At 45.4% G+C, this 24,200-nt stretch carries 24 protein-coding genes, 2 pseudogenes and 1 riboswitch; of the genes and pseudogenes, 1 reads left to right on the plus strand and 25 read right to left on the minus strand.

Features of this window, described 5'->3' with window-relative positions:
- Positions 1–513 precede the first annotated feature (513 nt).
- Positions 514–1,239 carry a hypothetical protein gene (locus E8Q33_RS07640; RefSeq protein WP_069296331.1) on the plus strand — a complete coding sequence of 242 codons (726 nt, stop codon included), beginning with the start codon at positions 514–516 and terminating at the stop codon, positions 1,237–1,239.
- A 13-nt stretch (positions 1,240–1,252) separates the two neighbouring features.
- Here the strand turns inward: E8Q33_RS07640 and cysK are convergent.
- The 25 genes and pseudogenes from cysK to E8Q33_RS07765 form a co-directional block, all read right to left on the minus strand.
- Positions 1,253–2,208 (minus strand): annotated as a pseudogene (gene cysK / locus E8Q33_RS16715) (cysteine synthase A).
- 144 nt (positions 2,209–2,352) lie between these two features.
- The gene (locus tag E8Q33_RS07650) at positions 2,353–2,817 is read right to left on the minus strand and encodes a CBS domain-containing protein (protein ID WP_069296329.1); all 465 of its coding nucleotides are present in this window, start codon (positions 2,815–2,817) and stop codon (positions 2,353–2,355) included.
- A 20-nt stretch (positions 2,818–2,837) separates the two neighbouring features.
- Positions 2,838–3,041 (minus strand): (Na+)-NQR maturation NqrM, encoded by a 204-nt coding sequence (gene nqrM / locus E8Q33_RS07655; protein WP_069296328.1) that lies wholly within the window; start codon positions 3,039–3,041, stop codon positions 2,838–2,840.
- Between the two features lies 1 nt (position 3,042).
- Positions 3,043–4,260: an NADH:ubiquinone reductase (Na(+)-transporting) subunit F gene (nqrF, locus tag E8Q33_RS07660; RefSeq protein ID WP_069296327.1), complete on the minus strand. Its 1,218-nt coding sequence runs from the start codon at positions 4,258–4,260 to the stop codon at positions 3,043–3,045.
- On the minus strand, positions 4,260–4,868 hold the full coding sequence (nqrE, locus tag E8Q33_RS07665; protein ID WP_069296326.1) for an NADH:ubiquinone reductase (Na(+)-transporting) subunit E: 609 nt from the start codon (positions 4,866–4,868) through the stop codon (positions 4,260–4,262). The genes nqrF and nqrE overlap by 1 nt, the downstream gene beginning before the upstream one ends.
- On the minus strand, positions 4,869–5,531 hold the full coding sequence (locus tag E8Q33_RS07670; protein WP_069296325.1) for an NADH:ubiquinone reductase (Na(+)-transporting) subunit D: 663 nt from the start codon (positions 5,529–5,531) through the stop codon (positions 4,869–4,871).
- Positions 5,531–6,358, minus strand: a complete 828-nt coding sequence (locus E8Q33_RS07675; RefSeq protein WP_069296324.1) for a Na(+)-translocating NADH-quinone reductase subunit C — start codon at positions 6,356–6,358, stop codon at positions 5,531–5,533. Before E8Q33_RS07675 ends, E8Q33_RS07670 begins: the two co-directional genes overlap by 1 nt.
- Positions 6,359–6,360: 2 nt before the next feature.
- A complete protein-coding gene (locus E8Q33_RS07680; RefSeq protein WP_069296323.1) occupies positions 6,361–7,569 on the minus strand; it encodes an NADH:ubiquinone reductase (Na(+)-transporting) subunit B in 1,209 nt (402 codons plus the stop codon).
- A 2-nt stretch (positions 7,570–7,571) separates the two neighbouring features.
- Positions 7,572–8,921, minus strand: coding sequence for a Na(+)-translocating NADH-quinone reductase subunit A (locus E8Q33_RS07685; RefSeq protein WP_136553961.1), 1,350 nt, complete (start codon positions 8,919–8,921; stop codon positions 7,572–7,574).
- Positions 8,922–9,033: 112 nt separating this feature from the next.
- Complete coding sequence (locus E8Q33_RS07690; protein WP_136554144.1) at positions 9,034–10,197, minus strand: MFS transporter; 1,164 nt, start codon at positions 10,195–10,197, stop codon at positions 9,034–9,036.
- A gap of 11 nt (positions 10,198–10,208) precedes the next feature.
- Complete coding sequence (gene aroC / locus E8Q33_RS07695; protein WP_136553962.1) at positions 10,209–11,306, minus strand: chorismate synthase; 1,098 nt, start codon at positions 11,304–11,306, stop codon at positions 10,209–10,211.
- Between the two features lie 13 nt (positions 11,307–11,319).
- Positions 11,320–12,678, minus strand: coding sequence for a magnesium transporter (gene mgtE, locus E8Q33_RS07700; protein WP_069296319.1), 1,359 nt, complete (start codon positions 12,676–12,678; stop codon positions 11,320–11,322).
- A 142-nt stretch (positions 12,679–12,820) separates the two neighbouring features.
- Positions 12,821–14,572 carry a phosphoenolpyruvate--protein phosphotransferase gene (ptsP, locus tag E8Q33_RS07705; RefSeq protein ID WP_136553964.1) on the minus strand — a complete coding sequence of 584 codons (1,752 nt, stop codon included), beginning with the start codon at positions 14,570–14,572 and terminating at the stop codon, positions 12,821–12,823.
- Positions 14,569–14,841 (minus strand): HPr family phosphocarrier protein, encoded by a 273-nt coding sequence (locus E8Q33_RS07710; protein WP_069296318.1) that lies wholly within the window; start codon positions 14,839–14,841, stop codon positions 14,569–14,571. The genes ptsP and E8Q33_RS07710 overlap by 4 nt, the downstream gene beginning before the upstream one ends.
- Entirely contained in the window at positions 14,838–15,242 is a 405-nt protein-coding gene (locus E8Q33_RS07715) for a PTS sugar transporter subunit IIA (RefSeq protein ID WP_136553966.1), read from the minus strand. The genes E8Q33_RS07710 and E8Q33_RS07715 overlap by 4 nt, the downstream gene beginning before the upstream one ends.
- An 89-nt stretch (positions 15,243–15,331) precedes the next feature.
- Positions 15,332–15,856, minus strand: coding sequence for an HPr kinase/phosphorylase (locus E8Q33_RS07720; protein ID WP_168800172.1), 525 nt, complete (start codon positions 15,854–15,856; stop codon positions 15,332–15,334).
- Positions 15,857–15,863: 7 nt separating this feature from the next.
- The gene (locus E8Q33_RS07725; RefSeq protein WP_136553970.1) at positions 15,864–16,325 is read right to left on the minus strand and encodes a PTS sugar transporter subunit IIA; all 462 of its coding nucleotides are present in this window, start codon (positions 16,323–16,325) and stop codon (positions 15,864–15,866) included.
- Positions 16,326–16,340: 15 nt separating this feature from the next.
- Positions 16,341–16,667: a ribosome hibernation-promoting factor, HPF/YfiA family gene (hpf, locus tag E8Q33_RS07730; protein ID WP_069296314.1), complete on the minus strand. Its 327-nt coding sequence runs from the start codon at positions 16,665–16,667 to the stop codon at positions 16,341–16,343.
- 35 nt (positions 16,668–16,702) lie between these two features.
- Positions 16,703–18,114 (minus strand): annotated as a pseudogene (locus E8Q33_RS07735) (RNA polymerase factor sigma-54).
- 128 nt (positions 18,115–18,242) lie between these two features.
- Positions 18,243–19,232, minus strand: a complete 990-nt coding sequence (locus tag E8Q33_RS07740; RefSeq protein ID WP_136553972.1) for an ATP-binding cassette domain-containing protein — start codon at positions 19,230–19,232, stop codon at positions 18,243–18,245.
- A complete protein-coding gene (locus E8Q33_RS07745; protein WP_247869973.1) occupies positions 19,229–19,921 on the minus strand; it encodes an ABC transporter permease in 693 nt (230 codons plus the stop codon). The genes E8Q33_RS07740 and E8Q33_RS07745 overlap by 4 nt, the downstream gene beginning before the upstream one ends.
- Positions 19,922–19,940: 19 nt before the next feature.
- Positions 19,941–20,792, minus strand: coding sequence for a methylenetetrahydrofolate reductase [NAD(P)H] (gene metF, locus E8Q33_RS07750; protein WP_136553974.1), 852 nt, complete (start codon positions 20,790–20,792; stop codon positions 19,941–19,943).
- 63 nt (positions 20,793–20,855) lie between these two features.
- Entirely contained in the window at positions 20,856–22,166 is a 1,311-nt protein-coding gene (gene ahcY, locus E8Q33_RS07755) for an adenosylhomocysteinase (protein WP_136553976.1), read from the minus strand.
- A gap of 15 nt (positions 22,167–22,181) precedes the next feature.
- The gene (gene metK, locus E8Q33_RS07760; protein ID WP_136553978.1) at positions 22,182–23,345 is read right to left on the minus strand and encodes a methionine adenosyltransferase; all 1,164 of its coding nucleotides are present in this window, start codon (positions 23,343–23,345) and stop codon (positions 22,182–22,184) included.
- 92 nt (positions 23,346–23,437) lie between these two features.
- A riboswitch (S-adenosyl-L-homocysteine riboswitch) is annotated at positions 23,438–23,515 on the minus strand.
- 52 nt (positions 23,516–23,567) lie between these two features.
- The coding region (locus E8Q33_RS07765; protein WP_168800173.1) for a M48 family metallopeptidase at positions 23,568–24,200 on the minus strand (633 nt) is incomplete at its 5' end.

Here is a 24,200-nt window from a genome sequence, read left to right on the forward strand (position 1 = left end):
CCCATCCCGAACACAGAAGTGAAACAGCTCAGCGCCGATGATAGTGTGGGAGTTCCCATGTGAAAGTAGGTCACTGCCAGGCTTTATATAATAGAAAAGGCCACTCCGATTGGGGTGGCCTTTTTTTGTCTTGAAGGTTTGCAGTGTCCTGCCTGAGCATGGTAACCCCCATGTGGCCGCAAATTGCTCCTGCATTAGCGGCATACCTTCCATCCATGGACATAACAAAATCGTCTGGAACAGATTTGGGCAGCGGTAGCTGCCTGAAGGGTGAAGTGCAGGGATGCGCTTCATCAAAGTAGGTCACCGATAACTGCATCCTGTGTTATCGCCATACATTACCTAATTGTAAATATCTGCCGTAACAGTTGTTAGCGAGTAATGATTGTTTACGCTTTTTTGTTAGGTGAACCTATCACGTGTCAAAAATCTAATTTGTCACTATTAATTTCTTAACCTCATTTGGCACCTTATATGCAGAAGTTTTCATGTCACCCTTTAAGGAGGTGTTCCATGAAAAAATTCATGCTGCTTTTTTTTCTATCTTTTGCTGTTCAAGCAAATGATTCAACATCTTGGAACCGTATAATTCTATCTGGCGGTTCACACATTATGATTGGTTTTGTCCCACCGGATTTAATCCAAGCGGAGACGCTTAATATCTTTATTGAGGGTGATGGAGAGCCTGGTATTGCCTTAAAACTAGCCCAAGAATCAGCGGGGCACAGCGTTTATATAGGGCGTCCTTGTCAATATTTGAAAGCCACAAGATTTAATTCTTGCAATCGCGAACTATGGACATCGCATCGCTATTCACAGGCCGTTGTCGATTCGATGGATTTGGCTATTACTGAAATTAAACAACGTTATAAAGCTGAAAATATTCGTTTAGTAGGATATTCAGGTGGTGGTGCTATTGCTTCAATTATTGCATCAAAAAGGGGCGATGTTGCACTATTAGTGACCGTTGCGGGTAATCTTGATCATCGGTGGTGGACGGATTTTAATGCATCAGATCCCTTATATGGATCATTAAACCCGGTTGACTTCAGTGCGGCATTGGAAGCGGTACCACAAGTACATTTAATAGGTGATCATGATTTTGTGGTACCTGGTTCAGTCTTAATGTCTTATTTGTCGAAATTTAAAAGCCGTGAAAAAGTGAAAAGTTATTTAGTCGGTGGGGCTGATCATACATGCTGTTGGTCTATGGCAGTTGCAGCAGTTCTTCACCAGTAATTCAAATGGCTGGCTAGCCGAGGCTAGCCAGCCACTCATCATCAGAGCCTTCGTTCATACCTTCAAACAGATAAGTTGATAAATATCGTTCGCCCGTGTCAGGTAGCATCGCCAGAATTACAGAGCCTGTAGGGGCTGTTTCAGCGACTTTCATCGCTGCAGCTACAGTGCCACCACAGGAGAGTCCACAGAAGATTCCTTCTTCACTGGCTAAGCGTAATGCCCAGTTTTTCGATTCTTCATCTGTCACTGGATATAACTCGTCATAGACATCACGATTTAAAACATCAGGAATAAAATCCGGCGTCCAGCCTTGAATTTTATGGGGATGCCAATCATCGCCAGCCAGCATTGAAGCAGCAGCAGGTTCTGTTGCAACTATTTTAGTATCTGGTCTGGCGAGTTTTATCATTTCACCAGCACCCGTCAATGTGCCGCCTGTGCCCCAGCCAGAAACCCAGTAATCGAGTTTTTGCCGGCAAAATCACGAAGAATCTCTGGACCTGTTGTATTGCGATGAAAAGCAGGATTCGCTGGGTTTTCAAATTGTCGAGCGAGAAACCAGCCATGTTTTTCAGCGAGTTCTTCCGCTTTTTTTACCATTCCAGTGCCTCTTTCGGCTGCCGGTGTCAATATTACTTTGGCGCCCATGGCTCGCATTATTTTGCGTCGTTCAACCGAAAATGTTTCAACCATAGTGGCGACAAAAGGATAGCCTTTTGCTGCACAGACCATCGCTAATGCAATACCTGTATTACCTGAAGTGGCTTCAATAACTGTCTGACCTGGTTTTAAAACGCCACGTTTTTCGGCGTCATCTATTACTGAAAATGCCAGTCGGTCTTTAACAGAAGCCATTGGATTAAAGGCCTCAACCTTAACATACATCTCAACATGGTCAGGAGCGATATTATTGAGTCTGACAATTGGGGTATTACCGATAGTGTCGAGGATACTGTTATAAATCATAAATACTCAGTCGGTTTGATGACGATAGTCAAAAGCTTACACTAAATCGCCTGTGTAAAAAATCCAAGAGAAAAATTATAAACTCGGAAATAAAAACAGCCGCGAGGCGGCTGTAATTTTTATAGCAATTTGATAACTCAATTGTCAGGAAACATTATTACTGACATGAATGTTCTGTTTGGTTGATTGTTTGGCTGGTTGTTTTGCATCAGGATTCGACGTCAGCTCTAGAGCCTTCAAAATATTTTGTCTGGTAATTGAACCGACAAGTCTGTTTTCTTTAATCACGGGCAAGCACTTGTAGGCTGTTTGTAAAAACTTCTGAGCGACTTCAATAATTGAAGCCTCATAATCAATTGTTTCTACTTTGTTATGCATATACTCTTCGACACGGCCGGCTGCTTCACCCTGATAAGCTGCATTTAGTGCAACTTGCATACAATCTTTTTCAGAAAGAAAGCCAATAAGGTTGCCTCGTTGGTCAATCACCGGGGCACCGGAAATTTTAAACTCAATCAGCTGATGAATTGCCCGTAAAACATCCATTTCAGGTGTGAAGGTGATTTTGGTGCCATTCATGTGATCTTTAACTTTGAGTGATGCAAGCATGAGTTTCTCCCTGACGCTGATTAGTTTTGTTGTTTTGCCCGCTTTCGGGCCTCACACTCTTGTTTTTCCTGTGTTGAACAGGCACCACCACAGCTTCCTGATAGTCCTACCTGGTTCAAACCGCCACAACTACCTTTGATTGCAGAACGGCCAAAGATCACCCCGATAGCCATGGCAAATACTGCAAGTAAAATAATCAAAAATGTGGCTAGGAAAGTATTCATTTTAGCCTCCAAAATCATCAAGCATAATGTTCTCAGGTTCGACACCTAAATCTTCGAGCATTTTGATGACGGCGGCGTTCATCATTGGTGGACCACACATGTAATATTCACAATCTTCAGGTGCCGGATGATCTTTAAGATAGTGTTCATAGATAACGTTATGAATGAAGCCTGTATAACCCGTCCAGTTATCTTCCGGTAAGGCGTCTGATAATGCGACATGCCAAGTAAAGTTATCATTTTCAGCTGCCAGCTCATCGAAATCTTCGGTATAAAACATTTCTCGAAGACTACGAGCGCCATACCAGAAGGTCATTTTACGTTTGGATTTCAAACGACGCAGTTGATCAAAAATATGCGAACGCATTGGTGCCATACCAGCACCACCACCGATAAAGACCATTTCCTTATCGGTATCTTTGGCAAAAAATTCGCCGAAAGGACCTGAAATCGTGACCTTATCGCCGGGTTTGAGATCAAAGATATATGAAGACATGATGCCCGGTGGAACATCATCTGCGTTTGGAGGCGGAGATGCTATACGTACATTCAACATCACAATACCTTTTTCTTCTGGGTAGTTCGCCATTGAATAAGCACGTACGACATTTTCTTTCACTACAGATTTATAACGCCATAAATCAAAACGATCCCAATCAGGACGATATTCATCAGCAATCACAAAGTTTTTATATTCAACAGTGTGTGGTGGACATTCAATCTGTATAAAACCACCGGCACGGAAATTAACGCTTTCACCTTCCGGTAATTCAAGAATGAGTTCTTTAATAAAGGTTGCAACGTTATCGTTGGAACGAACCGTACATTCCCATTTTTTTACGCCAAATACTTCTTCAGGTACTTGAATCCGCATATTTTGTTTAACGGCAACTTGGCAAGATAAGCGGTCACCTTCAGCGGCTTCACGTTTGGTGATATGTGATTCTTCGGTGGGCAGAATCGAGCCACCACCTTCGAAGATTTTTACTTTGCACTGTGCACACGTACCACCACCACCGCAGGCTGAAGATACAAACAGGTTGGCATCGGCTAAAGCTCCTAAAAGCTTGCCACCAGCCTTGGTTTTAATCGTTTTTTCATCGTTGACGATAATTTCGATATCACCGGTCGCTACCAGTTTGGAGCGCGCGCTGATAATAACGAATACCAACGCCATGATGATCAGCGTGAATAAAACGATGCCTAAAATGATTTCCATTAGAGTTGAATCCCCGAAAATGCCATGAATCCTAACGCCATCAAGCCCGCAGTAATGAAGGTGATGCCAAGGCCTTGTAGGCCGTCAGGAACGTCGGAATATTTAAGTTTCTCTCTGATGCCTGCAATTGCAGTAATAGCCAGTGCCCAACCAAAGCCGCTACCTACACCGTAAACCGCACTTTCGGCAAGATTGTAATCACGTTCAACCATGAATAATGTGCCACCTAAAATGGCGCAGTTCACAGTGATTAAAGGCAAGAAAATACCTAAAGCGTTATAGAGAGCTGGCACGTATTTATCCATGGCCATTTCAATAATTTGCACCATGGCAGCAATTACGCCGATGTAGCTGATAAGCCCCAAGAAGCTTAAATCCACATCAGGTAAACCGGCCCAGGATAATGCACCTTCTTTAAGCAGATACTGATAAATCAGATTATTGGTTGGGACAGTAATTGCCTGAACCAGAATAACCGCTATGCCTAAGCCCAATGCCGTTTCAATTTTTTTCGACACTGCGAGGAAGGTACACATACCCAAAAAGAAGGCCAGCGCCAGATTCTCAACGAAAATTGAGCGGATAAACAGGCTGAGATAATGCTCCATTTACAAAACCTCCGTGCGATGTACTTGATGAATCTGATAATCGGGCGCCTCAACTTGACGAGGTTTCCAGGTACGAATAGCCCAAATCATTAGACCAATAATAAAAAACGCACTAGGAGGCAGCAGCATCAAGCCATTCGGCATATACCAACCACCCTCATTGGCAACTGGAATAATGGTTTGACCAAACAACTTACCGGCGCCCAGCAATTCACGAAAGAATGCCACAACAAGTAACACTACGCTGTAACCCAAGCCGTTACCTAAACCATCAAGAAAACTCATGCCAGGAGAGTTTTTCATCGCATACGCTTCTGCACGACCCAAAACAATACAGTTGGTGATTATCAAACCAACAAATACCGATAATTGTTTGCTGGCTTCATAAGCATAGGCTTTTAGGATCTGGTCAACGATGATTACCAGAGAGGCAATAACCGTCATTTGCACAATGATACGAATACTCGACGGAATGTGGTGTCGAATCATACTGATGATGGCACCAGAAAATGCGGCGACCGTCGTCAGTGCGATACACATTATCAAGGCAGCGGTCATATTGGTGGTAACTGCCAACGCTGAGCAGATACCAAGAACCTGTAATGTGATTGGGTTGTTATCGATTAACGGGTCGATAACATTTGTTTTTGCTTGGCTAGCCATCAGTTATTCCCCACCTCTGAACGCATGTTTTGCAAAAAAGGACCAAATCCATTTTCACCTAACCAGAAAACCATCATATTGGATACGCCCTGACTGGTCAGCGTGGCTCCAGATAGACCGTCGACTTTATATTCAGCTTGTGGAGTATTGTTGTCGACATAACCGCGTACAACTCTAAACTCCACATTGCCATTTTCATCAAATATTTTTTTACCTTCCCATTTGGCCAACCAGCGTGAATTTTCTATTTCACCACCTAAACCGGGTGTTTCAGCATGTTCGTAAAACCGTAAGCCGCGAATGGTATTAAAGTCATTTTCCAGAGACAGAAAACCATACATGGTCGACCACAATCCATATCCATGCACCGGAATGACGATCTGCTCGATCTCATCACCCTGGCGCAGAATATAAACGGGTGCATATTTAGCTCGACTACCAATTCCAGCAATATCTTCCCGGTTACTAAGACGAACACCTAAATCGGGAGAACCGGCAGCTTTACGCTGATCGAATGTTGCGGGGTTGATATCATTTTCTGCAAACTCGCCAGCAGCAATATCTACCAGTTTGACCTCAAATTTCTCAAAGGCGGTTTCCATGTCCATTCCGGGTTCATATTGGTCAGTCACCGCTAAAATATTTTGGCGTATATCATTCTGCTTATTCACAATCTGCTTGGATTTAAGTGCTACGGCAGCTGTTGACACCATTACCGAACACACTAAACAAAGCATTATTGCAATGAATATGGTTTTTGTCGGGTCATCATTGGGTCGCTGCATCAGCTGTCCCAAAAAACCTTTTTTCTGAGTAATTTCTGCCATAGTTAGCTTCTTTGTAGTCTTCGTTTAATGTTGGACTGAACGACAAAATAGTCGATAAGAGGTGCGAATATATTGGCAAACAAAATGGCTAACATAATGCCTTCTGGGAAAGCGGGATTGATTACCCTTATCAAAACGGTCATAAAACCTATCAATATGCCGTAGATCCAGCGCCCCTTATTCGTCATCGCTGCGGACACGGGATCTGTTGCCATAAAGACCATACCAAAGGCAAAACCACCCAGAGATAAATGCCAGTACCAGGGCAGACCAAACATCGGATTAGTTTCACTGCCTATCATGTTGAATAGCCAGGTAGTAGCAACCATACCGATAAACACCCCGAAAATAATTCGGAAAGAAGCGATTCGGGTATAAAGCAGGAACGCGGCACCTAATAGGATGGCCAGTGTTGAGGTTTCACCTAAAGAGCCAGGCATATGACCGATAAAGGTTTGTGACCAGGTATAACCCGCTTCGGTGATCGCATCCAAACCGCCTAAAGCTGCCAGAGCCAGAGGTGTTGCACCGGTGTAACCATCAATCGCTGTCCAGATTGCATCGCCGGACATTTGTGCAGGGTAGGCAAAGTACAAAAATGCCCGGCCAGTTAATGCGGGGTTCAAGAAGTTTTTGCCTGTACCGCCAAATACTTCTTTGCCAATGACGACACCAAAGATAATACCCAGAGCCACCTGCCATAATGGCGTTGAGGGTGGCAGTGTCAAGCTGTAGAGCATTGAAGTGACCAAAAAGCCTTCATTGACTTCATGGTTTCTCACTGCAGCAAAAATGACCTCAAAAGTGCCACCGGCAATCAATGTCGTCAGGTATATCGGCAAAAAGTATAAAAGTCCGTGGAACATGTTAGAGAACATGCTGTTGGGATCATAACCGATACCAAAACTGGTCAAGATCCAGCCACGCCAGCCTTCCAACGTCGACATACCCAATTGGGCCATGGCACTGTTAGCCTGATAGCCGGTATTCCATAACATCAGCATCAAAACCGGTAAGGTTGCGAGCACGACGTAACTCATTACCCGCTTAAGGTCGATACCATCTCGAACATGCGGAGAGCCACGAGTCACATCACCCGGGCTGTAAATGAATGTATCGATCATTTCATAGACGGCAAAATACTTCTCGTATGGTCCGCCTTTTTGGAATGACGGCTCTATCCTGTCAAGGAATCGTCTTAAACGCGCCATGGTTATCCTTCTTTTTCTATTTGTGTAAGATTGGCTCTCAGCGCAGGGCCATAATCATATTTGCCGGAGCAAACATATGAACATAGGGCCAAGTCTTCTTCATCCAACTCAAGACACCCCAGGGCTTGAGCAGAATCTGTATCTCTGACCAATAAAGCTCTCAGCAGTTGCGTTGGTAAAATGTCCAGAGGCATAACGGTTTCAAATACACCTACTGGCACCATGGCGCGTGGACTACCATTCTGTGAAGTGGTCAACGGTAAGTCTTTTTTACCCAGCAGCTTGCTAAAGAAAACATTCAAAGCAGAATATTTATTAGCACCGCCCGGACGAATCCAGCCTAATATTTCACGGTGTGTGCCTTCTTCGAGCACTGAAATTTGGTTGTGAAAACGGCCAACAAAGGCTGCCCAATTATTAGCGGTATGGCCATTAAACACTGAACCGGAAATAACGCGTGAACGTATATTTTGTAATTCACCACGGACTAAATCTTCTGTGTTCGCGCCAAGGCGGGTACGAATTAGTCGTGGGGTATTCACCATTGGGCCGGCCAAAGAGACAATACGCTCAACCCAGATTTGGCCAGTGGTGAACAGTTTGCCAATGGCAATAACATCTTGATAACCAATATGCCAAACCATTTTTTTGACACTGACTGGTTCGATGAAATGGATATGTGTACCAACCAATCCCGCAGGATGTGGGCCGGAGAAGGTTGGAGTTTCTAGATTCTGAATATCAGGAGTGGGTAATGCTGCTTGTGGAGCTTGGCAGAGATACAGCTTACCACTAGTTAAATGGCTGAGCACAGTCAGTCCATTTTTGAAATCTTCAGCATATTCATTAATGATCAGATTTGGGTCGGCAGCAAGAGGATTGGTATCAATAGCAGTAATAAAAATTGCTTTGGGTTCACTGTCCAGCTCAGGTGTTTTGCTATACGGACGTGTACGCAGCGCAGTCCATAGACCGGATTCGACCAGATTCTGCTGTACTTGCTCACGTTTTAGAGAGGGTAGTTCTTTCGCAGAATAATGCTGAAAAGTAACTTGTTCATCACCTTCGAGCTGAATCACGACTGATTGCAAAGCGCGTTTAGCACCACGATTGATGGAAGTAATCACGCCTGAACCAGGTGCTGTAAAAGTAACTCCAGGCGTTTTTTTATCGGTGAATAATGCTTCACCTAATTTAACCCGTTGTCCTTCTTCAACCAGCATGGTCGGCCTCATGCCGACAAATTCGTGACCCAACACAGCAACAGTTGTCACCGGATTAGCTTGGCTAATTTTTTGCTCCGGGGCACCAGCAAGGGGCAATGTCAGCCCTTTCTTAATTGAGAAATGCATATCCCACCTAGTCAGAAGCAGTGCTTAAGCACTGTTGGCTTTCGAAATTTTCAACGCAGGAGTATAGCGGCTTTGCGGTACTTATGGGAAGCTTACCACGTTATTTGAATGGTTATTTAACAGCGGGCGTTTTAATTGTTTTGAGCCAGATAAAGCCAATTAAAAAAGCACTGCTCGCGGTTAAAGCTGCCAGTATGAATGTTATTTGAGGCCCAGGGGTGAGCCATAAATAACCACTCAAGAGACTCCCTGCCGCGCCTCCAGCACCAAAACTCATGCTGCTATACAACGCCTGGCCTCGTCCCTGATTGCGTCCGATAAAGTGGTGATGCACCCAGGCAATTGAAGCGGCATGATAGGCTCCGTAGCTTGCGGCATGTAATGATTGTGCGACAATTAAAATCAATATCTGATCAGCATAAAAGGCGATCAGCAACCATCTAAGCGCAGCCAATAATAAGCTCGCCAGCAATACCTTACGGATACCAAAACGTGGTAACCAGCGATGCATCACCAGGAATACCATTAACTCAGCGATGACGCCTAATGCCCATAACTGTCCAATAAGGGTTCGACTGTAGCCATGCTGCTCCAGATAAATGCTATAAAAAGTATAGTAGGGGCCATGGCTGACCAGCATTAAAAAACAGATGGCTAAAAAAGCGCGTACGGAAGGTTGTTTGAGCAAGGTTTTGATCGGAATATGATTCAAACTAAGGTGCCGACTGGCCGATTCGGGTACGCTCAAACTGATTAGCCAAATCCCGGAGATAGAGATCAGCAACGCATAAGGCACTATGCCCGCATCATACCGATCCAATAGCCAGCCTAGTATTACTACCACACAGATAAAACCAATTGAGCCCCATACACGGATTTTGCTGTAATGGTGACTATGCTCCCCCAGATGTTGCAGGGTAGTGACTTCAAATTGGGGTAGCGAAGCATTCCAGAAAAAACTGAACAGCACCATCACGCCTGCAATCCAGTAATAGCTTTGTGAGATAAAAATGGCAGAGAAAGCCAAAATGCTGAGAAAACTGGCCAGTCGAACGATGCGCATTCGCTGACCACGATGATCGGCAATCCAACCCCAGACATTAGGTGCGATGATTCTGGTTGCCAACAAAATGGCGGTTAACTCACCAATTTGTCTGGCGCTGAAACCTTCCCATTGCAGGTAAAGGCCCCAGTAGGGCACCAGAATGCCCAAGGTCGCAAAATAAAAAAGATAAAACCCTGACAGTCGCCAGTAGGGAAGACCGGAAAAAGGCACCAAGGATCAGATCAGGCTTGCGCCGGAATGATAGGGGTATCAGTGGTAACATCCATATTCTGTGCCCGATGGCGCAACACATGATCCATTAATACCAATGCCAGCATGGCTTCTGCAATAGGTGTGGCCCGAATACCGACGCAGGGATCATGTCGACCGTGGGTGACGACTTCTATCGGTTCACCACGTGTATTGATACTTTTACCAGGGATACGCAGACTGGATGTAGGTTTGAGCGCCATGCTGACCAGCAAATCCTGTCCGCTGGAAATACCACCTAATGTCCCGCCTGCATTGTTACTTAAAAAACCTTCCGGTGTCAGTTCATCCCGATGCTCGGTACCTTTTTGAGTAACCGATTCAAATCCTGCACCGATCTCAACACCTTTTACCGCATTAATGCTCATCATTGCATGGGCAATATCGGCATCCAGACGGTCAAAAATAGGTTCTCCCAAACCAGGAGGCACATGGCGGGCAATCACATTGATACGTGCACCAATCGAATTACCTTCCTTACGTAAGGCATCCATATAGTCTTCCAGCTGACTTTCAATATTTGGATCCGGATTGAAAAACAGACTATTTTCGATATGGGTCCAATCCATTGTTTCCGCTTTGATTGGGCCAAGTTGGCTCAGATAACCCTGTATTTCGATTCCATAACGTTGCTTGAGGAATTTTTTAGCAATCCCGCCTGCTGCGACACGCATGGCGGTTTCACGCGCGGACGAGCGACCACCACCACGGTAGTCACGAAAACCATATTTATGCTGATAGGCATAATCGGCATGTGCTGGGCGAAACTGCTCTGCAATATTGCCGTAATCTTTTGAGCGTTGATCAACGTTTTCAATCAATAAGCCAATCGGTGTGCCGGTGGTTTTGCCTTCAAAAATACCTGAAAGAATTTTGACCTGATCGGGTTCGCGGCGTTGAGTTTCATGACGGCTTTTGCCGGGACGTCGACGATCCAGATCGCCTTGCAGATCCGCTTCAGACAATTCCAGTCCTGGAGGACAGCCATCCACAATGCAGCCCAGCGCTGTGCCGTGACTTTCGCCAAAGGTGGTGACGGTAAAGAGTTTTCCAAAACTGTTGCCTGACATAATAAAATCCGAGTTAAACGATAAACAGAGTAGCAAATCCAAGGAAAGCCATAAATCCAACCACATCGGTGACAGTGGTTAATAACACGCTGCCGGATAAAGCCGGATCAATCCCGATACGTTTTAATCCCAAAGGGATCGTGACGCCTGCGATGGCTGCAGCTGTCATATTAACAATTATGGCCGCACCAATCATAACGCCGAGTAAAAAATTACCAAACCAAAGGTAGGTCATAAAGGCGATAACAAAAGCCCAAATGACACCATTCGCCATGCCCACCAGAAATTCTTTACGTAACAACCAGCGTTGGTTTTTATCATTCAATTGACCCAAAGCCATTGAGCGAATGACCAGTGTCAAAGTCTGACTGCCAGCAATACCGCCCATACTGGCAACTATTGGCATCAATACCGCTAATGCCACCAGTTTTTCGATCGTGGTATCAAACAGCCCGATAACCCCTGCCGCTAAAAAAGCGGTGATCAGATTTATTCCCAGCCAGACCGAGCGGCGATGGATACTTTTTTTGACAGGAGCAAAGGTATCTTCATCTTCACTTAAACCGGCCATGCTCAAAAAAGAGTGCTCGGCTTCATCACGGATAACGTCTACCACGTCATCGATAGTAATACGGCCTAGTAAGTGATTATCTTTATCAACGACTGGCGCGGAAAGCAGATCGTGTTTTTCAAAACGATGCGCAACATCGTGATCCGACATATTCGCCGGAATAGCTTCGACCTGATGCGACATCGCTTCGCGAACGGTAAGAGAACGACTGCGGCTAACAACTTGGGACAATCGCAATGTGCCGAGATATTTATCCTGATGATCAACAACGTACAAGCTATCAGTATTTTCCGGTAATTCACCGTACATTCGCAGATAACGTAAAACCACTTCAAGGGTTATGTCCGAACGCACCGTGACCACATCGGTGTTCATCAACCCACCGGCAGTATCTTCCTCAAAGGCCAGAATAGCTTCTACACGACGACGACGCTGCGAGTCCATGGCTCGCAACACTTCCTGCATCACGTGACCGGGTAGATCCTGCAGAATATCAGCGACGTCATCGGTATCAAGATCTTCTGTCGCGCTTAATAAGTCAGCGGTATCCATGCCGGTCATCAGACCGGTACGAACATCTTCACGAATATAGGAAAGCACTTCACCGCGTAACTCGGGATTGATGATTGGCCAACAAACCTGGCGCTCTGCTGGTGGCAAAGATTCCAGTAAATGAGCTGTTTCAGCGGGATGTAAGCTGGCTAATAAGCGGCGCATTCTGACGAAGCGTCCACTTTTAAGCGCTTCGGAAAACGCATTCAGCGAGTGATTGAGACTGCGATGTCGGTCCAGCTCAGACATATCCGGCTCCAGAGGGCGTCGGTACTTGAAGGGGGGAGGATTTTCAGGCTGTATTTTAGCCTGCTTGTCTGGTAGTGGATAGCTTTAAATTATTAGGATCCGTTTATCTGTCCGGATGACAAACCCTAAAGATAAACAAACCTTAATGATGGATTGGTGCGTTGATCTGCTCAAGCAACATATCTGCCTCCAACGCATCAGAAACTTCCATGATGCTGAGTGTATTTGCCGGTAATAAACTCAAATCGGTTTCGTTGATGATCTGTTTGATTTCCAGCAAAGCATTCGGATGCATACTGAAATGTTCCAGTCCCATCGCCAGCAATAAACGCGTATAGCGAGGATCACCGGCCATTTCACCGCACATGGATACCGGCACATTAAATTTTCTGCCCGCTTCAAGCGTCATATGAATTAAGCGTAATACCGCTGGATGCAATGGGTCATAAAGGTAGTTGACCGTGTCATCAATACGGTCAATCGCCAGAGTATATTGAATCAAATCGTTGGTACCGATAGACAGAAAATCAACGTGACGAGCGAACATCTCCGCACAAACGGCGCTGGCAGGGATTTCAATCATCGCGCCGATTTCTACCTGCCGATCATATTCCATGCCTTCTTTATCCAGTTCGAGCTTGCATTGCTCCAGTAAATTTCGCGCCTGCAATAATTCATGCATGGTGGAGATCATTGGGAACATGATTTTAATTTTGCCGTAGGCCGATGCACGCAAAATGGCTCTTAACTGGGTACGGAACATAGCGGGTTGTGTCAGGCATAATCGAATGGCCCGTAAACCCAAAGCCGGATTGGTAACTACTGTTTGGGTGAGGTGGCGGCCGCCATCAACGGTTTTGTCTGCACCTAAGTCAAATGTGCGAATGGTTACCGGTTGGTTATTCATGCCCTCAACAACATCGCGATAAGCCGCGAGCTGCTCTTCCTCTTCCGGTGGAGCCAGCCGGTTCATATAGAGAAATTCGGTTCGATACAAACCAATACCCTGCGCTCCGGCGTTACTGATGGTGGTAATGTCTTCAGGTAACTCGGCATTAGCCAGCAGGGTGATGGTTTTGCCATCACGGGTACGGGTAGGTTGGGATTTATAGCGGCTTAATGATGAAATGTGTTCATCGAAGGCAATACGCCGCTGTTGATATTCTTTGAGGGTACTTTCGTCAGCGCCGGCAATCATGATGCCGGCTTCACCATCGATGATTAGAGGCTCGTTATCCTGTACATAACGACGGACCGATTCCACACCGACTATCGCGGGAATGCCCAGGCTTCTCGCCAAAATGGTCGTATGTGAGGTCGCACCACCATGTTCGGTGACAAAGGCAGCAATTCCCTGATGCTGCATCAACACGGTATCGGCTGGGGTCAGATCCTCAGCTATGATGATATGGCCTTTGAGCCGTCCATCTGCAATTTCATGATCAGCCACTTCCTGATCGGCCAGAATGCGATGGATACGATTGACCACATGATCGACGTCATCACGACGTGTCCGCAGATAAGGATCGTCCATTTCATTGAAAACGTTGATCAGTGCATCACGTTGCAATTGCAATGCCCACTCAGCATTACAACGACGCTGGCGGATCATATCGACCGGTACTTTGGTCAATGATGAGTCATTGAGCATCAAAATGTGTGTATCAATAAAAGATGTCACATCCGCCGGTGCATTTGCCGGGATATGATTGCGGATGGATTTGAGTTGTTGCTTGGCCTGCTCAATCGCATCCAGCAGGCGTTCAACTTCCTGCTCAATTGAAAATGCTGGAATCAGATATTCGCGAACATCTGGCTGATTGTGAAACAGTATATGGGCACGTCCGATAGCAATGCCTCGAGAAACACCAATTCCCTGGAGCTCGAGCGTCATTGACCTTCCCCAAAGAAATTAGCAATCAATTCGCCGATTGCTTGTAAGGCTGATTCTGCATCATCGCCTTCCGCAGTGACCTCTATCTCTGTTCCTTTAGCGGCTGCTAGCATCATCACACCCATAATGCTTTTGCCGTTTACCTGACGACTATCTCGCGAAACGTGAATATCTGCATTGAACTGAGAGGCCGTAGTAACAAATTTAGCCGCGGCACGGGCATGTAAACCCAAGCGGTTAATGATGGTAAATGTCTGTTCGTGTTTCATGGACGGTATCCTGAGTGGTGACAACGCACAATGCCTTCTTGACCACCGCTTACCGCTTTGTTTTCAAGTTCATCAAGATTCAAAGTTGGATAGTTTAAAACACGGATTAACATGGGAAGATTGAGCCCAGAAACTATTCTTATGTCTTCGCGATCTGAGACCGCACAGGCGATATTACTCGGGGTTGAGCCAAACATATCGGTCAAAATTAAAATGCCATTACCCTGATCCAGTCCAATTAATTCACCATCAAGCTGCTTGCGAATCGCATCGGGATTATCTTTTACCTCGATAGAGATAACTTTGGTAGGCAATGGACAGCAAGACAACATTTGCCTTGCCGTGTTAATCAGCTCGGTGCCGATATGGTTATGCGAAACGATTAAAATACCTACTGTCATTATGCTTCTCTTGGTCACCAGTAAAAGTCGGACTGGAAGGGCAGTTTACCGCCAATGAATGTAATGGATATCAGCGTTATAGGCAAATTCTATGCTGAAAAACGCAATTTCCCTAACTGCCAAAGTTGCAGGTTTTCAATACTGTTTGCCTGGCTTTCATACATAGTTAACCAACTATCAATGCGGTTTTTTAATGAAGCAGGGTTATTCACGACTAAGGACAGCATAACCAATGGTTTACCTAGAATTTCTTTAGATAAATATGGGGTGCTAAGGCTCGCTGGTAATTGATTTTGTTGTGTGAGTTCTATACCTAAATCAACGGATGAACTGGCTTGCCAACTATTTAGTTCACAGATCCTGCGGATATCCAGCAGACCCAACTCTCGGGTGTGCAACAAGCCTGTAAGACTTTCAGGGCAATGTGCGACAAGTTGGTCAGTTTCAATGGAAAAATCCACCACATCATCAGCAATCAGTATTGCCCCGTGATGAATTAATTCAAGTGCGAGACTGCTTTTACCAATTCCCGCTTCACCACAGATGAGTAAGCCTTTACCTCGATAATTGAGCATAACGCCATGATGACGCTCAATGGCTGTTGGCAAAGACATGGATAGATTATTCTTCGTCGATCGAGAGCAATAATTCAAAAATGGCGTCGGCGCTTGAAGCCTGACGAATACGGCTGCAGATTTCTTCATCACGAAACAACGTCACCAGCCGAGAGAGGTGTTGCAAATGATGTTCGGTATCATCTTCGGGCACTAATAAACCAAAGGCGATATCAATTGGTTTGTTATCAGCCGACTCAAAATCGATGGGGGTTTCCAGAGTTAACATGGCGGCGACGGTATGAGTGAGGTCCGGGACTCGGGCGTGGGGAATTGCCACGCCCTTGCCTAAACCGGTACTGCCCAAACGCTCGCGCTCGAGCAGTACTTGAAAGATTTTTTCAGCTGTCGCTGCACTGGTATTGGCCGCCAGCATTCGACTGAGATTTTCGATCACCCGTTTTTTACTGGTGGCTTCATCGTGAAAACTGATGTTGTCGGCATTTACGAGCAGTGCAGCGATAAGCATGAAAAATCCCGCCCCTTAACTAGCGTTATGTTTTTGAATAGCACCATCAGCTTGATGGTGGTTGGTGATTTTATCTTTGTGTTTAATGATTTGTCGATCCAGTTTGGCAACCAGATTTTCAATAGCGGTATACATATTTTCCTGCTCGTCAGAAGCAAACAAGTCTGCTCCGCTGGCATGCACGGTTGCTTCAGCTTTCTGCCGTAGTTTTTCAACAGACAGCACCACATGCACGTTAGTCATATGATCAAAATGACGAGTAAGTTTCTCGAATTTTTTATTGACATGATCCCGCAGGCTGTCAGTGATATCGATATGTTGTCCGCTTAGATTTAATTGCATAATGCATTGCTCCTGTTGGTGGACTAAAACTGGCGTTACACCAGTCGCTTACGCTCATTTGAGGGCGCTATCGCTAACGTTTCGCGGTACTTTGCAATGGTACGGCGAGCGACATTAATGCCCTGTTCTCCGAGAATATCAGCAATTTTGCTGTCACTCAGGGGTTTTCTTGGGTTTCTGCCGCGACCAGTTTTTTGATGATCGCGCGAATGGCTGTAGCTGAACATTCCCCGCCACTTTCTGTCCCAACATGGCTGGAGAAAAAGAATTTCAATTCAAAAATACCACGTGGGGTATGCAGATATTTGCGTGTGGTGACTCGGGATATAGTCGATTCATGCATTTCCACTGTCTCAGCGATATCGGCTAACACCAACGGTTTCATAGCTTCTTCGCCATGGTCAAGAAAGTCTCTTTGCCGTTCAACAATGGCTTGGGTGACCTTCAATAGGGTTTCATTACGACTTTGTAAGCTTTTCAGAAACCAGCGTGCTTCCTGCAGGTTGTTTTTCAGATAAGTATTTTCTTCACTGCTATCTGCCCGGTTAATCAAGGAAGCGTAATGCTCGGCAATTTGCAGTTTTGGTGCATTGTCCGGGTTAAGTGATAACTGCCATTTTCCATTCACTTTTATCGCATAAACATCCGGCACGATATATTCGGTTTTTTCAGTTTGAATACTACTGCCAGGACGCGGATTGAGCAATTGAATTGAACGCACCAGATCGGTTAACTCATCATCACTGACTTTCAGCATGCGTTTTATCTGAGCGTAATCACGTTTGGCGAGTGTATCCAGATGTTTGTCGATAAGCTCTGTCAGTAATTCGATATGTTTCAGAGCGACAGAGGATTCATACAGTCGCAGTTGAATTAACAGACATTCGCGTAGGTCACGGGCGCCGACGCCAACCGGATCAAAGTGATGAATCCGATGTAATACGGTTTCAATTTCATCCAACTCTACCTCAGCAAATTCTTCACCAAGGCTTTGCTGAATTTCTTCCAAAGTGGTTTTTAGATAGCCATCATCTTCAATTGAATCAATGATGGTGGTGGCAATAGCTTGTTCCGTTTCAGTAAATGGCGTGAGACGCATTTGCCAGAGCAAATGTTGTTGCAGGCTATCGCTGCTCTCATCTTGATTATCACGCTCATAATCACTATCGCCGGATGGACCGGAACTGCTCATGCTTTGAGTGTTATCGTAGGTATCTTCCCATTTGCTATCTACGGGCAGATCTTCAGGGATATCGGTATTTTCCAGCTCACTTATTTCGCGGCTACCATTATCTTCATCGCGACGAGCAACGCCTGGTTCACCGTAATCGTATTCTTCCTCAACTTCGAGCAGGGGGTTGGTTTCCAGCGCTTCCTGAATTTCAGTCTGCAGCTCTAACGAAGATAATTGCAACAAACGGATCGCTTGTTGCAACTGAGGAGTCATCGACAGGCTCTGACCAATGCGTAGCTGTAATGAGGGCTTCACTTAATTTTTTGTTTTAATGTTGTGACCATGAGTTTATGTTACCGCAATCGTCGCGCCGTTGCCTATACGTGTTTCTAAAATAAAAATCACACTAAGGTCACAGCGGTGGATTTAAAACTTATCCATACAGAATGACCGATTGACAGTTCTAAAGCGGACAGTGCCTGGCGGCTGATGATCACTTCAAATTTATCACCACAATCAATGGTCAAGCGGATGGCTTTGTCGGCTTCGCTGATGCTGATAAGCCTGCCGGGTAGTTGATTGCGAGCACTGCTATCTGAGTGGGCATGAGTGCTAACAGTGATCGCCAGAGGATCAATGGCAATATGTCTGGCGGACGAAGAGCCTTCTGCTGCGAAGATCTTAAGCGAGTTGGTGTGAAATATTTCACCATCATAATGACCATGAAATAAATTCAGTAGTGGGGCGGAAACCAGCTTTCCTCTTACCAGCTGCAAGGCATTTGGTGTTATAGCCAAAGCCTGCAATCGATCATGTGTTGAAAACAATACCGTACGATTTCCACCTGAGTTTAAGCTATTAATTACATCTTCAAGCTGCCGTTGATGAAAGCTATCGAGGTTCGCAAACGGTTCATCCAGCAACAGAATATCCGGTTCAAAGGCCAATACCCTGGCGATGGCTACACGGCGTTGTTCACCACCTGATAACGTGCTGGCGGATTGATAGGCCAGCCGCATCAAATTGACCGTTTCCAATACCTGTTGCAGTCGAGATGCATGCAATGACTTATCGACTTTCTGCAGTTTCAGCGCCAATTGAATATTGTCTGTTACGGTGCCAGGAAGCATATAGGGATGTTGATCTACCAGACCGATTCGCTGGCGATGCTGCGTCTTTGATGTCGCGATATTATCACCAAAGACCAGCATATCCCCTGCATCTGGTCGTTGTAATAATGCCAGTATATGGAACAAAGTGGACTTGCCAGCGCCGTTCTCGCCTAATACGGCCAGACATTCATTTAGTGGGATATTGAGTTGTTCAATATCCAAGGCTGGCTGATTGCCGTAATGCACTTTGACGTTGTTGAGTTGATATGCGTAGCTCATGTTAATCTCCGATTGAGCCACGACAACGCAAAATTCAATATAAAGGCAATAAGCAACAGCACTATGCCCAGTGCCAACGCTAATTCGAACTCGCCCTTACTGGTTTCTAAGGCAATGGCGGTGGTCATGGTGCGGGTGTAGCCTTCAATATTACCGCCCAACATCATAGCGGCACCAACTTCACCTATTGCCCTACCAAATCCAGTCAAAATAGCCACTAATACGGCTAATCTCACGGCTTTTAATACTTGAAAACATTGTTGCCATTTATCTGCACCGAGACTCTTTAATGTCAGAATCAAACGTGGATCCGCGGCATTTACGGTCACTAAGGTCAGATTCATCATGATCGGAAAGATCAAAATACTTTGGGCGATAATCATGGCTGATTGGGTGTAGAGCAGTCCTAATTCACCCAATGGTCCCATTCGGCTGAACAGCCCATAGAGTAACAAGCCAATAACCACGGTGGGCATGGCCATCAAGGTATTGAGGATGTGTTGTAGAGCCGCTTTGCCTGAAAATTCGGTTAATGCAGTAAAGACGCCTGCCGGGATCGCCAGTAAAGCCGCGATGAATGCGGCTGCAACTGAAATACTGACGGAAGTCTGAATGATCTCCCAGACAGTGGCATCAAATGACATCAACAGTTTGAGTGCTGCGACGAAAGATGCGCCGAAAAAATCCACGGCTAATTTAGCCCAAGTGTCAGAGAACTAATCCCAGCCGCTCGCAAACGGTTAATACCGGCTCGGATTTATTCATGCTGTAAAAATGCAGACCGGGCACCTCAATTTCCATTAATTGTTCGGTGAAATCGGTCAGAAAATCAGTGGTAAACGCCTGCATGGACGGAATATCGTCGTAATAGGCTTCCAGTTTTTTACGCAGCCAGCGCGGAATTTCTGCCCCACAGCCGGAAGAAAAACGGGCCAGTTGTGAATAATTATTGATCGGCATAATGCCGGGAATAATCGGAATTTCAATACCGGCCTGCATACAGCGATCTGCAAAATACAGGTAGGCATCAATATTATAAAAATACTGCGTGATAGCACTGTCAGCACCGGCATCAACTTTGCGTTTGAAGTTTTCAAAATCGCTGTTGGCGTCCTGTGCCTGCGGATGCACTTCCGGGTAAGCGGCAACTTCAATGGTGAAATGATCGCCGGTTTCCTTACGGATAAAATCTACCAGTTCATTGGCATAGCGAAAATCACCTGGGTCGCGCATACCAGAAGGTAAATCGCCTCTTAATGCCACCAAACGGGAAATATCGTTATCAATATAGGTTTGTAAAATAGTGCGAATGCGTTCTTTTGAAGATCCCACACACGAGAGATGTGGCGCTGCACCAATTCCGGTTTCAGCAGCACGTTGCTGTATAGCTACTACTGCCTCCAGAGTATTGTCCTGAGTTGAGCCACCTGCACCAAAAGTCACCGAATAAAATTCAGGCTTTAATACGGACAATTGCTCTTGTACCAATAAAAGGTTCTGGGCGCCTTTTTCCGTCTTAGGCGGGAAAAATTCGCAGCTGATAACAGGTTGTTTGGACATGATGCTTAACTTCAAGGGAAAAAAGAAAAAGGGCTAACTTGAAAAGTTAGCCCCCATTTAAACTTAGTAACGGTAATGTTCTGGTTTGTATGGACCATTCTGTTCAAGACCCAGATATTTGGCTTGTTCTGCGTTTAATTCGGTCAGATTCGCACCGATACGACCTAAATGCAATCTAGCCACTTTTTCATCCAGACGTTTCGGCAACACATAAACCTTGTTTTCGTAGTTGGCACTGTTATGCCATAACTCGATTTGTGCCATTACCTGATTGGTGAAAGAGGCTGACATCACAAAGCTAGGATGACCAGTTGCACAACCCAAATTTACCAGACGACCTTCCGCCAGCAGAATAATACGTTTGCCGTCAGGGAAAATAACGTGATCCACCTGCGGTTTGATATTTTCCCACTGATATTTACGAATTGAAGCAACATCAATTTCGTTATCAAAGTGACCGATATTACAAACGATGGCTTCGTTTCTCATCGCGGCCATATGGTCATGATTGATGACATTGATATTGCCAGTCGCCGTGACAAAGATATCGGCTTTATCTGCAACTTCATCCATGGTGACTATCCGGTAACCTTCCATTGCCGCCTGTAAGGCACAAATCGGATCAATTTCGGTGACCATAACGGTGGCACCCATACCACGGAAGGCTTGAGCACAGCCTTTACCAACATCACCGTAACCTAAAACCACACAGATTTTGCCGGCAACCATAACATCGGTTGCACGTTTGATTCCGTCAAGCAACGATTCACGGCAGCCGTACAGGTTATCGAATTTAGATTTAGTAACTGAATCGTTAACGTTAATAGCCGGTACTTTCAAGGCACCTGCTTTCATCATTTCGTATAAACGGTGAACACCAGTAGTAGTTTCTTCAGACAGACCTTTAACATCAGCCAGCAATTCAGGGTAATCCTGATGCATCATTGTGGTTAAGTCGCCGCCGTCATCCAGAATCATATTCGGGCGCCAGCCGTCAGTGCCAACGATTGTTTGACGAATACACCAGATGGCTTCTTCTTCGGTTTCACCTTTCCAGGCAAATACCGGAATACCTTGATCGGCAATCGCCGCAGCGGCGTGATCCTGAGTTGAAAAGATATTGCATGATGACCAGCGCACTTCAGCGCCGAGTTCTACCAGTGTTTCAATCAACACAGCGGTTTGAATGGTCATATGCAGACAACCGGCGATACGCGCACCTTTAAGCGGATATTGACCTGCATATTCTTCGCGCAATGCCATCAAACCAGGCATTTCGCTTTCAGCGATTTTGATTTCCTGATGGCCCCATTTCGCAAGGCTAATGTCGGCAACTTTGTAATCTGGTTTTAGATTTTCTACTGCTGATTGCATGATGATTTCCTGTAATTAGTTGATTTTTGCTGCTTCACGTAAGACGGGAGCAAGATCAGTTCGTTCCCAGCTGAAGTCAGCTTCTTCACGTCCAAAATGACCGTATGCAGCCGTTTGCTGATAAATAGGACGGACTAAATCCAGCATTTTGATAAGACCAACCGGGCGCAGATCAAAATGCTCGCGAACTAATGCGACAAGTTTATCTTCAGCAATTTTGCCGGTACCGAATGTATCGACACTGATTGAGGTGGGCTCAGCAACACCAATTGCGTAAGAAACCTGGATTTCGCATCGATCAGCAAGTCCGGCAGCAACAATATTTTTTGCCACATAACGGCCCGCATAAGCCGCACTGCGATCCACTTTCGATGGATCTTTACCGGAGAATGCCCCGCCACCATGACGGGCCATACCACCGTATGTATCAACGATAATTTTACGGCCGGTCAGACCACAATCACCCACTGGTCCGCCAATAATAAATTGTCCGGTTGGATTGATATGGTAACGGGTATTTTTAGTGAGCCATTCGGCTGGAAGTGTCTGTTTGATGATCAGCTCCATTACCGCTTCTTTGAGATCGGCCTGGCTGATTTCAGGGTTATGCTGAGTGGATAACACGACGGCATCAACACCAACGGGTACGCCATTTTCATAGATGAAAGTCACCTGACTTTTAGCATCTGGACGTAACCAAGGCAATTCACCACTTTTACGCACTTCTGCCTGACGTTTCACCAAGCGGTGAGCGTAGGTTATTGGTGCTGGCATCAACACTTCGGTTTCATTACTGGCATAACCAAACATCAGGCCCTGATCACCAGCTCCCTGATCTTCTTCAGTTTCACGATCCACACCCATGGCAATATCGCTGGATTGCTTACCGATAACCGACATCACGCCACAGGTTTGTCCATCAAAACCGACTTCAGAGCTGTTATAACCAATATCCGTGATAGTTTTACGAACAATATCTTCCAAATCGACCCAGGCATTAGTTGAAATTTCACCGGCGACAATGGCAACCCCCGTTTTTATCAGGGTTTCGCAGGCAACACGGGCGTGGGGATCTTTGGTCAGAATGGCATCTAACACAGCGTCGGAAATTTGGTCTGCTACTTTATCTGGATGACCTTCTGAAACGGATTCAGAGGTAAAAAGATAAGCATTACTCATAGACAACTTCCTCATTAAAATTCAAATAAGGTAATGATAGTTTTGCTATGGGAAAAGTTCGGATGAAACGCCCATTACTACCAGTGACCTGTTAATAATGAACGCCGTTTGGAAATGTGAAATTGAATAAGCCTAGCAGAGCATTCTCTGTCGCAGCGTTCCTCATTCAATGTGGCATATGGTAATTGATAATTGAAAAATTACCAAGTTAAGTCCGTCACATTAAATAACTAGTTGATGGCCATGATTTTTCAGCCAACTTCGATGCTCGCGGTAATTCGGGTCAAATCGTTCAACCAAATCCCAAAACGCTTTTGAATGATTATGTTGCTGCAGATGACATAATTCATGAATGATCACGTAATCATTAATCGCTTGAGTGGCCTGAACTAACTGCCAATTCAGTTGAATTTCGCCACGGAGATTACAACTGCCCCAACGAGCTTTATAACTTTTGATTTTAACCTGTTTGGGCGATAAACCAGTTTGTTCGGCCAGCAGTTTTACCCGGGCGATTAAAAGCGATTCAGCCTGGCGTTTATACCATCGGGTCAATGTCTGACGCACTTGCAGTGAACTCACATTCATCGGCGCCAGCATGATCAATTTTTTTTGTTCGAGTTTGATATGAGTTCGCTGGCGGTTGGTCTCGCAAACAATATCTAAAGGATAATATTCGCCCATAAAAGGCTGCAATTCACCTTGCACAAATTGCCGCTCAGGCGGCCGTTTTTGATAGTGCAGTAATTTGTCAGCGATCCATTGCTGTTTGCGCATCACAAATTGTTTTGCCAGCCACAACGGCATCAATTTAGGCAAATGCAAACTGACCTTACCATCTTGGATTTTGATGGC

The sequence above is a fragment of the Methylophaga sp. SB9B genome (genome assembly GCF_004832235.1).
Lineage (GTDB): Bacteria > Pseudomonadota > Gammaproteobacteria > Nitrosococcales > Methylophagaceae > Methylophaga > Methylophaga muralis.